Genomic DNA, 13,683 nt, shown 5'->3' with positions numbered 1-13,683 from the left:
TTTTTTTATTAAAATCAGAGTTAAATATCTCTGAAATTACATATATTTATATTTTTTAAAATAAAACCGTATTCATTTTAATTTTTAAACCAACTCTATTGACAAAGAAAGCTATTTGCGTTAATATCAAACAGCATTAGTTACTAACACTGTTAGCTATTAATGGTGGAAGTAATTATTTTGAATAAAAGGAGGAGTCATATGTCATTCGCAGAAGAAGCAGAACAAGAGCTGATGCGTCTAATGGTTCAAAATCGTCATAGCGCATTTAGTAGACTTGAAAAGAGCAATCAAGGTGAAAGTATTGTTATCAAGTTCCTTAATCGTTATGGTGAACCAACGAGCCCAAAGCACCTCGCAGAATCATTGAATCTATCTAGCGCCCGCATCGCAGTTGTTTTAGGAAGCTTAGAAAAAAAAGGACAGATTGAACGTAAAATGGACCCCAATGATCGACGTCGTATCCATGTTACTTTAACTGAGTGCGGCAAAAAAGCAGCTAAACTTCAAAAGAAAGAAATGCGGGATAAGATTGTTCAAGTGTTTAAGATGATGGGAGAACAAGACACAAAGCAATTTATCAAGCTGACTGCAAAATTCGTAGACTACTCCCAACAAATATCCCAGAAAGAGGAAGGTGACCAATAGTGAAAATTTTCAAATATCTCGGCAAATACTGGTATGCGGTCATCGCAGTTCTTGTGCTTTTAGTCGTACAGGCAAATAGTGATTTAAGCTTACCAAACTTAACATCAGGTATCGTTGATGTTGGGATTCAACAAGGAGGACTTGAATACTCCACGCCTGAAAAAATTAGAAAAACAACTCTTCAAGGAATTGAAATGTTCATGACTGAAGATGAGAAAAAAACCATTGAGGATAATTACAAATTAACAACTGAAAAAATTAATGGTAAAGAGGTTGAAGTGTACAATTTAACGCTTCAAAACGATATGACAAAAGCCAAGTTAGCGGATATTTTTAATCTGCCGATGATGATGTTGGCGTCTTCACAAGCAAAAGATTCATCAAATGCAAGTAAAGCGAAAGCTATTATCGAAGACTACAAAATGATTGGAGCCGATGGAGCTAAAGCAAAACAACTCGGAGAAGAAGCAAAAAATCTAGGTGAACAAGCCAAAGTTGCTAGCGTAGAAGCTGCTTCTGCAACAGATATTACTGTAGCAACAGAACAAGGTGCCAAAGCTCAAGAGTTAGCTGCTCAAGCCCAAGCTAAGGGCGCAGAAGCCAACGCATTAGCAGAATTAATTAAAACAAAGAGCGACGAAATACCAGCTAAAGTTGAAGCTGCTCGCAAAGAAACTAAAAAAAGCTTAGGGGATCTAGGCGCGGATTCAATAAAAACTGTAGGTATTCAATTGACATTGGCTGAATACAAAGCACTAGACATGAATACAAAACAAATACAAACAGATTATATGATCAAAACAGGAACAAAAATGCTTCTATTAACGCTTGTTTCAGCAGTTGCAGCAATCATTGTTGGATTGATTGCATCCTTAGTGGCTGCATCTGTTGCACGAAATTTACGTGTTGGTCAATACGAGCGAACATTGCAATTTTCAAATACAGAAATGGAGAAATTCTCCCCCGCTTCATTGATTACTCGTAATACAAACGATATTCAACAAATGCAAATGGGAATCGTCATGATCATGCGTATCGTTTTATATGCCCCAATTCTTGGGATTGGCGGTATCTACAATGTATATAAAACAGGAACAGGTATGGGATGGATTGTTGGAGTGGCTGTAGTTGCAGTCTTAGTCCTAGTGATGACCTTATTGTTGACGACCATGCCTAAATTTAAAGCCTTACAAAATTTAGTCGATCGAGTGAACCTAGTTTCTCGTGAAATTATTACTGGTCTGCCAGTGATTCGCGCATTTTCTCGTGAAAAATTTGAAGAAAAACGTTTTGACACGGCTAATACAAACTTGATGAAAACTCAATTATTTGTTAACCGAGCAATGTCTATTATGATGCCTGTTATGATGTTGATGATGAATGGTATTTCTGTTTTAATCGTTTGGGTCGGCGGACATAATATGGACAAAGGACAGCTTCAAGTTGGAGATATGATGGCTTTTATCACATACACGATGATGATTGTCATGGCATTTATGATGTTATCTATGGTTTCCATTATTTTGCCTCGTGCTAACGTTGCTGCTGGTCGTGTAGAAGAAGTTCTTAACACGGTACCAACAATTAAAGATCCAAACCAGCCTAAAGATGACCATGAATTTAAAGGTGAAGTAAAATTTGAAGCAGTAGAATTCCGTTACGGAGATGCTGATGAAGATGTTTTACACCATATAAATTTGGTAGCTAAACCAGGTCAAACGACTGCTTTGATTGGTTCAACGGGTTCTGGAAAATCAACAATTGTCAATTTGATTCCACGTCTTTTTGACGTAACAGGTGGAAGAATCACCATTGATGGCATCGATATTCGTGAAATGAGTTTGCATAAACTACATGAGATTATTGGATTTGTGCCCCAAAAAGGGATCTTATTCTCTGGAGATATTGCTTCAAATATCAAATTTGGTGATGGGGATATTTCAGATGAACAAATGAAAAAAGCTGCTAAAATTGCACAAGCCGAAGAATTTATCGATTCAAATGAAAAAGGCTATGACCGAGAAATTTCTCAAGGCGGAACCAATGTTTCTGGCGGACAAAAACAACGTCTATCTATCGCTCGTGCCTTAGCCAAAGATCCTAAAATATTAATTTTTGACGACTCATTTTCAGCTTTAGATAATAAAACAGATGTTGCATTGCGCAAAGCACTATCTGAAAATATCAAAGGAGCTACTCAAATCATCGTCGCCCAAAAAATCTCTACAATCCTTCATGCAGATAATATTATCGTACTAAACGAAGGTCGGGTAGTAGGGCATGGGACACACGAAGAATTGATGCAATCGTCAAAAGTTTATCAAGAAATTGCCCAATCACAATTAAGCAATGATGAATTAGGCATTGAAGAAGCGGAGTAAGGAGGAGCGAGAATAATGGCAGAACAAAAACAACATCGCCCTCGCGGCGGTCGTGGTGGCGGACCTGGAGGACATATTGCTCCAGTAGAAAAAGCCAAAGATTTTAAAGGAACATTGAAAAAATTATTGTCCTATCTTGGCGCATATAAAATTCCTGTTTTCTTTGTAATAATCTTTGCAATTGCCTCAACTATTTTTAATATTTGGGGACCTAAAATCTTATCAAAAGCAATTACAGAATTATTTAATGGCTTGATCAAAAAATATCAAGGAACTGGCGGCATTGATTTTGAAAAAATTGGCGGGATATTATTATTCATGCTAGGTCTTTATCTGGTTGCTTCCTTATTTGGAATCATTCAAGGTTGGATCATGTCAACCATTTCTCAAAAAATTACGTACCGAATGCGTAAAGAAATCTCAGAAAAAATCAATCGTATGCCGATGAATTACTTTGAAAGTAGAACAACGGGTGAAGTATTGTCAAGAATCACAAATGATGTAGACACACTTGGACAATCATTGAACCAATCCATTACACAATTGATTACTTCTACATTTACAATTATCGGAGTTATTGTCATGATGTTATCGATCTCAGTAAAAATGACTGGTATCGCTATTTTGATCGTACCAATTTCAATGATTTTAATTATGATCGTTGTGAAAAACTCGCAAAAATACTTTAAAACCCAACAAGAATATCTTGGCGTGATCAATGGGAAAGTCGAAGAAACAATTGGCGGTTATACTATCGTCCGTTTATTTAACGATGAAGAAAACGCCCTTAAAGAATTTAAAGAACAAAATGATGTGTTATTCAAATCTGCTTGGAAATCTCAATTTCTTTCTGGCTTGATGCAGCCAATCATGAACTTTGTTGGAAATCTTGGTTACGTAGCTGTTGCAATCTTTGGTGGAATCATGGCGTACAATGGCTCAATTACTGTTGGGGACATTCAAGCGTTCATCCAATACGTTCGTAACTTAACTCAACCAATCGCTCAGTTGGCTCAAGTATCTAATTTACTTCAATCAATGGCAGCAGCTGCGGAACGTGTCTTTGAATTCCTTGGTGAGGATGAAGAAGAACAAACTGTTGAAAATCCAGTTAAAATTGATAAAGCAAAAGGCATGGTAGACTTTGAACATGTTCGTTTTGGTTATACACCAGAAAAAATTATTATCAACGATTTTAGTTCCCATGTTGATCCTGGTCAAACTGTAGCGATTGTTGGTCCAACTGGAGCAGGTAAAACAACGATGGTTAAATTATTGATGCGTTTTTACGATGTAACATCTGGAGCCATTAAAATCGATGGTCATAATATCAAAGACTTTAATCGTGAAGACCTTCGTAAAAATATTGGAATGGTTTTACAAGATACTTGGTTATTTAAAGGAACTATCATGGAAAATCTTCGTTATGGTCGTCTTGATGCAACGGATGAGGAAGTATACGAAGCGGCAAAAGCTGCTCATGTTCACCACTTTATCCAAACATTACCTGGCGGCTATAACATGGAATTAAATGAAGAATCATCAAATATCTCTCAAGGCCAAAAACAATTATTGACGATTGCTCGTGCTATTTTGGCAGACAAACCGATCTTGATTTTAGATGAAGCAACATCATCTGTCGATACTCGCACAGAAGGTTTAATCCAAGGGGCGATGAATAATTTAATGGCGGGTCGGACATCATTTGTTATCGCACACCGTTTGTCAACGATTAAAGATGCAGATAAAATTCTTTATATGCAAGACGGCGATATCAAAGAACAAGGAACACATGAAGAATTACTTGCTCAAGGTGGTTACTATGCATCACTTTATAACTCACAGTTTGAAGAGTTAACTGAGTAAAAAAATAAAAAAAGTGCTCATCAAAAAGCAACATTGATGAGTTCTTTTTTTATTTCTACAGGAATTACTTTTGCTTCCAATGCTTATCTGTAATTTGCTCGCATGAACATTTGCTTTAATTTAAGAAAAAATAAAGAGTCTTAAAATAACTTGAAAAATTATATTTCCATCGTTATTATAAATAAAATGAATAAATAAATAACCTTGTTAGGTGAGGCTCCTATACAAACATAGGCTATTGCGCAGAAACGTCGAAAGACGCCAATGTGTAAAACAGGAATTGTCGAATTAAGGCTTTTCATAAAATAGCTAAGAATTTTTCTTTACGTTGTATAGTGCTAAAACTCAGACGATGAGATGGGTGAAAAGTCAAACATCTTGGGAAAAAATGTTTGGCTTTTTTCTTTTGCAATGAATGCATCTGGTCATAAGGTAAGCAAGTTTAATGATTTAGAAATGGAAGGATGAATGCTTTGAAAAGACAAAAATTTACCCCTGCGATTATAAGTATTGTACTATTTTCATTACTTACTTTTTTAGTTGTTGCTAACGTACCAGGGTTTATTCACTTGGATTTTTCTATATATCAATTCACTTGGAAACCTGATGGAGTGATTACTAATCTAGTGAATATACTTGCGAAAACAGCAACGATTATTCCAATCACTATAGTCAGTTTAATTGTTTCAGTGATGCTTTTTAGAAATAACTATAGGATATTAGCCATTTGGCTGAGTAGTAATGTGTTTGTCGTCAGTGCTTTAGGTTTTATACTGAAACAAACTATTGCACGAACGAGGCCTAATGTAGAACAACTTGCTGAAAGGGCTTCTTACAGTTTTCCTAGTGGTCACTCTTTATTAGCGATGTGTTTGGCATCTTCGATTATGTTAGTTATACAAACCGTGTATTCAAATGATCCAAAAAAGTATCAAATGTTAAACATTGGCTTAGTCGTATATGTCCTTTTGATTGGATTGGGTCGAATCTATTTAAGGGTTCACTATCCTAGTGATGTGCTTGGAGGATTTCTGTTGAGTTTTTCCTGGGTAAACCTTTCCTATGTTTTGCTGCAGAAAATAGATGCCAACGGAAAAATTTCCATTTTAACAAAGAACAATCAGGATACTAACTACTAGGAGTAAAACAAGAGACTATTTTCTTTGCAAAAAGGTCTGCTTCTACAACTTGCGATTGTCAAATGACTTTTCCATTTGGTATAATTTGATGCATAGAAGTGGAGGAATGTAAGTATGATAAGAGTAGCAATTATCGGGTATGGGAACCTGGGACGTGGTGTTGAACGTGGGATTAAACAAAATAAAGATATGGCATTAGTAGGTATCTTTACAAGAAGAGCACCTGAAACGGTTCAAACAGAAGGCGGACAAGCGTTTACCATGGAGGAACTTAAGTCTAAAAAAAAGGATATCGATGTATGTATTTTATGCGGCGGCTCTGCGACAGATTTACCAATGCAAACGCCAGAATGGACGCATTTATTTAATACAGTGGACAGTTTCGATACACATGCAAAAATTCCCGAGCACTTTGCTAAAGTTAATCAAGTGGCGAAAGAAAATCAAACTACATCAATTATCTCAACAGGATGGGATCCTGGTCTATTTAGTTTGAATCGATTGTACGCACAAAGTATTTTACCAGATGGACAGACCAATACTTTTTGGGGCAAAGGAGTTAGTCAAGGACATTCGGATGCTTTAAGACGAATTGAAGGTGTGATAGATGCTGTTCAATACACAATACCCAATAATGAAATTATTGAGAAGCTCAAAGCAGGGGAATCATTACAGATGACGACCCGTGATAAGCATTTTAGAGAATGCTACGTAGTTCTTGAAGAGGAAAGGGATTCAGAAAAAATTCGTGAAGAAATAGTTTCTATGCCTAATTATTTTGCTGACTATGATACAAAAGTCCATTTTATTTCTCAAGATGAGTTGGATCAAAATCATAAAGCAATGCCTCATGGGGGAACGGTCCTTCACACTGGAACCACTCATGAATCGACCAAGCAAGTGATTGAATATAAATTACAATTAGAAAGTAATCCAGAATTTACTGCAAGTGTCTTAGTTGCTTATGCTAGAGCTTGTGTTCGTTTAGCTAAGGAAAAGCAATTTGGGGCGTATACTGTTTTAGATATTGCACCTAAGTATTTGTCTGACCGCACAGATGAGGAATTAAGGGCAGAATTGTTGTAATGATGTGCAGAAAAGATCAAAACTTTTTGTTTATGAATATGTAGATAAAAAAGTATAAAAGAGTTCTTCTCCTTTTAATCAGCCAGATTAGTTAGGAGAAGGCTTCTTTTTTTACTCATTCCTAACTTGTTAATTTCACTAGGTCCAATTAGTAGTTTTTTAAATCCGTGTTAAAAATAAAATAATAAAAAAAATCATTTATTGTAGTTTGTAGAACAAAAAGGATATGATTATTGGAATATCAGCTCTAGAGGTTATATTTACTTAGATAAAAAAAGTAATGCAATCCCATTCGTCATTAGTCAAAGAAGTGATGGTTATTACAATATCTTTCATAATGGGATTCCCGTGAATACGTTTCATTGGGGTGGAGGCATACTGAACTATATTAGCCATGGCAAAGGGAGTGGCTATGATCAAACGAAATGGATGTTTCAATGAACACAAAACGAATAAAAGCTAAGACACAAGCTTATTTCTAGGGATTCAATGTGCTCCAACCTCTTCTCTTTATTAATAAATACACGATACTTGTCAAATATATCGTCATTACATATAATAACGATATATTAGAGGAAAAGAGGCGTTGAAATGTCTTACAAAGTTGATTTTAAAACAGTCTCCACTATCGGTTTTGAGTCTTCGCCGGTAGCTGAAGCTATGGCAGGGTTACGTGCAAATGAAGCACGTTATTATTGGAACAAGTATAAACATGAATTCATTACGATTCCTGCAAGTGAAGATCCTGAAACTGTTGCATGGGTTGAAAAAATTTTAGCAGAACGAGATATGAAATTTCCGTATAAACCATTGGAAGTAGCAAGTTTTGAAGTGGAAGGAATCAAAATGGCGTATCTTTTTTATGAAAATGGATTAGCTGTAAATGTGATGTATACGATTGAAGAAGGTGGAAAACGAGCGGTTGGGTTTAAGTTATCGGATGGTATGGAAATTCCTGCCGAGTTTGAAGGGAAATTTAAATTTGCTCGCCAAAAGTCAAAATTAGCTGGGACAATTCGCGGTTCATTTTTTGTTATTAAAGGCGAGTATTAGAAAAAGACGAAGTTTCTACTAATGGCTTTATCATAGAAGGATTGCATAAAAAAGGTTCACTCCGTCTTTACTTTTATAGATTGTCATGTTAAGATTCCATTGTTATCATTAAAACGGTAGCAACTAAAAAATTAAATAGAACCCATCACAAAGGGGAGCCTTGGCTGAGAATGAGTACTAACTCTAAACCCTTCGAACCTGTTCGTTAATACGAGCGTAGGAATTGTGATGGAGTAAAAATATGCTTTTACTCCTCCTTTGTGAATTGGTCGTTCTACAAGGAGGATTTTTTATGCACAGAAAAGCAGAGTTACAAATTTGGATAGAAGGGACGATCGTGGCTGCAATTGCGATGGTCTTATCATTTATTCCAACGAATATTGGAAGTAGTTTTTCTATCTCACTAGGAATGGTTCCGATCACTCTTTATGCGTTGCGTAGAGGAACAAAAGCAGGATTTTTTTCAGCATTTATTTGGGGACTTCTTCATTTTCCATTGGCCCAAGTTTATTATTTAACCCCTATTCAAGTGATTATTGAGTATATTTTGGCGTTTGGTTTTGCTGGTTTTGCAGGGCTATACAGCGGTAAATTGACACAAGCAATCAAAAATAAAGAATACGCTAAAAGTAGTCGCATAATCATATATGCAACATGTTTAGGTACATTGATGCGTTATTTTTGGCACTTTATTGCAGGGGTAGTTTTTTGGGGAAGTTTCGCTCTTTGGGGTATGAATCCTTGGGTGTTTTCATTTGTGATGAATGGATTAAGCGGTGGAGCAACAGCCATTGTAACGTCTGTTGTATTAGTGATCCTTCTTAAAATCAATCCTAATTTGTTTATTCCTACAAGTTTAAGAGTAATTTCTCCAAACAATGAGGCTGAATAATCCTGTTTTTGTGAAAATAAGTAAGAATCAGCGATGAAATTGGCTAGTTCGTTCCAAAAGTTTAAAAAATATAGATCATAGGAAAATAAATAATTTAGAGATAGTTGTTATTCTATCTAGTAGTGAAATGGATGGGAAAAAATAATTTCTTATTTATAAGCCAAAAAGACGATCAATTGAGACTACTCAACTGATCGTCTTTTTACTTAATAATGAAATTAATCAGGTATAATTTCATTATATATATCTTTAAACAACAGATAAAAATTATTTTTTTCGGGACTCTTCGAAATAGGAGTGAGTGTTTATTTCTGAGTCAGTTTCTTTTTTTTAATTCAAAAGGTTGTCAAAAAATAAAAAAAAGTTAGAAAAATGTTGAAAATACATTAAAATAACGTATATAATGAGAAAGAAAGTGGTTGGTTATTTTATTCTGAAATATTAAATAAAAATAAAAAAATCATGATTTATTCTAAAACATGAGCGATTAGATGTAGAACTCGTGTATAAATTTATACTATCTGTTTGTTTGGAAAAAAGCAACACTATTTAAAAAAATATTTTTTTTAGACTGGGTATTTTTGTTTTTTTTATTTAAAATTTTGTTGTTAATGTGTGTAAGATATTATTTTTACCACCTAAGATTGCACTAGCAAAAAGGTATACAGTGATATTTTTTATCGCCGTCAAAATAGGTTGAAAGGGTATGGTTTATTTGGGTAGAGGAGAAAATATTTATAAACGAAAAGATGGCCGTTGGGAAGGTCGCTATCCAAAAGGGAGAAAATCTGATGGTTCTCTTCATTATGGATATATTTATTCAAAATCTTACAAGTTAGTTCGAGAACAATTGATTGAAAAGAAAGCAAACTGGAAACTTTCGCATCAATTGCAAGGAAATGACTTTGCAGGTACTTTTGGTCATTGGGCAGATATTTGGTTAAACAAGTTAATGATCGACCGATTGAAACCAAGTACACACACTAGTTATAGTAATAAATTTCACGTACATATTTTGCCTTATTTAGGAAATATTTCTTTAAAAAAAATTACTGCAGCAAATGTAGATCATTTCGTTCAAGAGATTTCAACAAAATTACGCCCGAGCTCTGTACATGTTATTTTTCGTTTACTAAAAAGCTGTATTTCTGCCGCAAAGGAACGTGGTTATATCTATATAAATCCTTGCGAACAAACAATTTTACCTAGATCTAGAAAAAGAAAAGTTCGAGCACTGACACGTCAGGAACAGCAAGCGGTTGAAAAAGAAAGTCGTAAATCTTCTAAAGGATTACCCATATTATTAGCTCTGGAAACTGGTATGAGAATTGGTGAAATATGTGCTTTAAAATGGAGTGACATCGATTTTTGTTCTTCAACACTTCAGGTTTCTCGAACAAAACAACGAGTTAGAAATACTTATTCAACCAATGCTCGTACACGTTTAATTGAAACAGAGCCCAAAACTACAGCTGCAGATCGCGTAATTCCGTTGTCAGATAAGGTTAAATATTTATTAATGGAAGAATATAAACGAAGTAATTCTATATATGTTGTTTCAAACGGTTCTCGTTCAGTAGAACCAAGGACACTCAACTATCGTTTTGAAAAAATCAAAAGAGACATAGGTCTGACTCATGTGTCATTTCACTCTTTGAGGCATACGTTTGCGACTCGGTGCGTTGAGTTAGGCGGCAATATTGCATCTATTAGCGCTCTATTAGGTCATACATCTATTAAATTGACGTTAGATACATATACATCATCATTTTTTGAAGAGCAGCAATCAACTATAAAAAAATTAGAGCAACTATAAGGAAATGAACTTATGGGGCTACATGGAAATCAAAATATAACTACTTACAAATAAATTTCCTAAAAAATCTCAGACTATAGATGGATGTTTCTTATGATAGAAAAAGTTACAATGGAAAAGTAGAAATCAGAGAAGAAATAGTAGCCAGTAATTAGTCAAAAAAGATTGGGGAAATGGAAATGAATTATTCATATAAGACGGTTGTCTTTGAAACGAGTTTGTACTATAGTTTGATTGCGATTATGTTGCCCTTAGTATATGCGGTAACAAATCACGTATCGTTTATATCGGTTTTGAGTGTGGAGTGGTTGGCCATTGTTCTTTTTATCTATCCGATAGTGTTGCTTTTTTCAGGAATACGTTATGGTTTTCATCGTATTAAAAAGACAAGCGATCTATTAAAATAACAGGTTACTTCATTTGGCTGTAAAGAACATGCGGTAACTTTAGAAAGAGATTAAATAAAAAGAGAAAGAGCCTGAAAACATAACTTTTGAGTTATGTTTCAGGCTCTTTCTCTTTAGTATGTTTAAAGTACTCGTTCAAAAGGATCTAAACTAATCCCTTTCTCTAAAACGATCTTCGCATATTCTTGTGCAGAAAATAAAGAATGATCTTTATAATTTCCACATTCTTTCGCAGATACTGCAGGAACAAAATCTGTCTTAACAATAAAGTTCAAGACGTTCACTAAAGCATCACGAATTTCTTTTGCTGAATGTTGATTCCACATAATCATATAAAAACCTGTGCGACAGCCCATTGGCGAAATATCAATAATTCCTTCCAAATGATCGCGCAAGTTTACTGCTAATAAATGCTCTAAGGTATGAACTGCAGCAGTTGGTAATTCGTCTTCATTGGGTTGTAAAAAACGCAAATCATATTTTTCAATTAATACATCACCATTTTTTTCCGTACCAGCTAAACGTACATAAGGGGCTTTAACTGTATTGTGATCTAATTCAAAACTTTCCACTCGTGCCATCTTATTCACTCCTTCAAATTAAGTAAATGTCGCTTTTAACTATAACAAAACACCTGTAAAAGTCAATAGATTCAAAAACATCAAGGGCAGAATCAGGATGTTTGTTTAAGAATTTTGTTTTGCAAAGATTTTCGCTAGTTTTTTTAATAATTCTGGAGCATCTTCTTGATCCATTACAACTTCAAGCCATTGTAATCGTTTGGTATCCTTTTTGGCCATCTGCATAGCTTGTTCAAGTTCAGCTTCTGTAGTGACTTTGTAAGTGGCCACACGTTGCTTGGTACCACCGAATACATAAGGTAGATGTTGATAGTCCCACATTGGAATATCATTGTAAGCCTCTGTAGCACCATGAATTTCCCGTTCCACAGTATAGCCGTTATTGTTAATGACAAAAATGATTGGTATCAATTGTTCTCTGATTGCTGTTCCTAATTCTTGAACTGTTAATTGTAAGGAGCCATCACCAATAAAGAGTAGATGACGACTATTTTTGTTAGCGATTTGGCTGCCTAACGTTGCTGGGAAAGTATAGCCAATTGATCCCCATAATGGCTGACCGATAAAATGCATCTCTTTTTTTAAGGGAACATTTGTCAGTCCAAAAAATGAAGTCCCTTGTTCACCAATTACGGTATCTCCTTGAACAAGAAACGTTTCTACCATGTTCCAGAATTGTTTTTGCGTTAATTTTTTCTTTGTATTAATTTGTTCAGGTGATCGTTTTACAGCAATGATTTCGCCAGAAAAACCAGGATAATGAAGAGTTGATAGTGCAGAAAGGAGCGAATTGAGTTGAATTCCATCTTGTTTTTTTCCGTAAACATTTACCTCGGTACATCCAACTGAAATTATTTGATCTTCCGTAAAACCGTAACTAAAGCCCGAAGTTGCTGAATCTGTTAGTTTTACACCTAAAAGTAAAACAAGGTCGGCTGTATCAATCCGTTTTTTTAAGGGTTCCGATGTTGTCGAACCAGAATAAGTACCTAAAAAATGAGGATCTTCTTCATTAAATGATCCTTTTCCGAAAGGTAAGGTAGCAATAGGTAAATTAAATTTTTGAATGAAGCTGTCTAATATTTGCTCAAGACCGTAACTTAAAATTTCGTGACCGGTGATAACAACGGGATTTTCTGATTGATTTAAAGCTTTTTCAATAGAATTTAAAAGTGTCGTTTCGATTTCTGTTAATTGTTCTGGCTGACCAAGTAGTGGAGAGATTGGTTTAGAAACGACAATTTCAGCTATGTCAATTGGCAAATTAATGTAAACAGGCAGTTTTTGAGTCATGGCTACGGTCAATACCCGATCAATTTCTGCTGTGGCATTTTCAGTAGTTAAGTGAGCGATTGCGCCAGTCACTTCTTCATGCATACGTTCGAAACGCAAAAAGTCGCCATCACCCAATGTATGATGGACTAATTTTTTATCCTTTTGAACACTTGTTGTTGGTGAGCCAATAATTTCAATAACGGGAACATTTTCTGCATAACTTCCAGCTAAACCATTGACAGCACTTAATTCACCAACACCGAATGTTGTAACAAAAGCTGCAATACCTTTTGTTCGAGCGTAACCATCTGCCATGTAAGCAGCATTTAGTTCGTTTGCATTACCGACCCAATTTAACTCTTTGCTGGCTGTAATTCGATCCAAAAACTTCAAATTATAATCTCCAGGAACACCAAATATATCATCAATGCCTATTTCTTTTAAACGATCTAGCAAATAATCTGCTACAGTATACAAACTAATCATCCTCCTGATTCAATACTCTAAGCTCATTTTATTTCATGAAGCTGGCACCTCTT

General features: G+C 35.1%; 11 protein-coding genes and 2 riboswitches. Of the genes, 9 read left to right on the top strand and 2 right to left on the bottom strand.

Features of this window, described 5'->3' with window-relative positions; all coding sequences use genetic code 11:
* Positions 1 to 201 precede the first annotated feature (201 nt).
* The 9 genes from A5880_RS01825 to A5880_RS01785 all read left to right on the top strand — a co-directional run bounded on the left by A5880_RS01825 (position 202) and on the right by A5880_RS01785 (position 11,288).
* Positions 202 to 648: a MarR family winged helix-turn-helix transcriptional regulator gene (locus tag A5880_RS01825; protein WP_086331515.1), complete on the top strand. Its 447-nt coding sequence runs from the start codon at positions 202 to 204 to the stop codon at positions 646 to 648.
* Positions 648 to 3,029: an ABC transporter ATP-binding protein gene (locus A5880_RS01820; protein WP_086331514.1), complete on the top strand. Its 2,382-nt coding sequence runs from the start codon at positions 648 to 650 to the stop codon at positions 3,027 to 3,029. Before A5880_RS01825 ends, A5880_RS01820 begins: the two co-directional genes overlap by 1 nt.
* A 15-nt stretch (positions 3,030 to 3,044) precedes the next feature.
* On the top strand, positions 3,045 to 4,895 hold the full coding sequence (locus A5880_RS01815; protein WP_086331513.1) for an ABC transporter ATP-binding protein: 1,851 nt from the start codon (positions 3,045 to 3,047) through the stop codon (positions 4,893 to 4,895).
* Positions 4,896 to 5,091: 196 nt separating this feature from the next.
* Positions 5,092 to 5,259, top strand: a riboswitch (M-box (ykoK) riboswitch).
* Positions 5,260 to 5,368: 109 nt separating this feature from the next.
* Positions 5,369 to 6,034, top strand: coding sequence for a phosphatase PAP2 family protein (locus tag A5880_RS01810; protein ID WP_256924843.1), 666 nt, complete (start codon positions 5,369 to 5,371; stop codon positions 6,032 to 6,034).
* Positions 6,035 to 6,148: 114 nt separating this feature from the next.
* Positions 6,149 to 7,120 (top strand): diaminopimelate dehydrogenase, encoded by a 972-nt coding sequence (locus A5880_RS01805; protein WP_086331511.1) that lies wholly within the window; start codon positions 6,149 to 6,151, stop codon positions 7,118 to 7,120.
* Between the two features lie 591 nt (positions 7,121 to 7,711).
* A complete protein-coding gene (locus A5880_RS01800) occupies positions 7,712 to 8,173 on the top strand; it encodes a phage tail protein (RefSeq protein WP_086331510.1) in 462 nt (153 codons plus the stop codon).
* Between the two features lie 141 nt (positions 8,174 to 8,314).
* Positions 8,315 to 8,413: riboswitch (TPP riboswitch) on the top strand.
* A 52-nt stretch (positions 8,414 to 8,465) separates the two neighbouring features.
* Positions 8,466 to 9,065 (top strand): energy-coupled thiamine transporter ThiT, encoded by a 600-nt coding sequence (gene thiT / locus A5880_RS01795; protein WP_086331509.1) that lies wholly within the window; start codon positions 8,466 to 8,468, stop codon positions 9,063 to 9,065.
* Positions 9,066 to 9,771: 706 nt separating this feature from the next.
* Complete coding sequence (locus tag A5880_RS01790) at positions 9,772 to 10,881, top strand: tyrosine-type recombinase/integrase (RefSeq protein WP_086331508.1); 1,110 nt, start codon at positions 9,772 to 9,774, stop codon at positions 10,879 to 10,881.
* Between the two features lie 179 nt (positions 10,882 to 11,060).
* Positions 11,061 to 11,288: a hypothetical protein gene (locus A5880_RS01785; protein WP_086331507.1), complete on the top strand. Its 228-nt coding sequence runs from the start codon at positions 11,061 to 11,063 to the stop codon at positions 11,286 to 11,288.
* 122 nt (positions 11,289 to 11,410) lie between these two features.
* Here A5880_RS01785 and A5880_RS01780 read toward each other — a convergent pair whose 3' ends face one another.
* Positions 11,411 to 11,869 carry an S-ribosylhomocysteine lyase gene (locus A5880_RS01780; protein WP_086331506.1) on the bottom strand — a complete coding sequence of 153 codons (459 nt, stop codon included), beginning with the start codon at positions 11,867 to 11,869 and terminating at the stop codon, positions 11,411 to 11,413.
* Positions 11,870 to 11,974: 105 nt separating this feature from the next.
* A complete protein-coding gene (locus tag A5880_RS01775) occupies positions 11,975 to 13,621 on the bottom strand; it encodes an alpha-keto acid decarboxylase family protein (RefSeq protein ID WP_086331505.1) in 1,647 nt (548 codons plus the stop codon).
* Positions 13,622 to 13,683 lie beyond the last annotated feature (62 nt).

The organism is Enterococcus sp. 4G2_DIV0659, assembly GCF_002140715.2.
Classification (GTDB): domain Bacteria; phylum Bacillota; class Bacilli; order Lactobacillales; family Enterococcaceae; genus Enterococcus_L; species Enterococcus_L mansonii.
The sequence above is the reverse complement of the archived record's forward strand: the minus strand, read 5'-3'. Positions and strand labels throughout refer to the sequence as shown.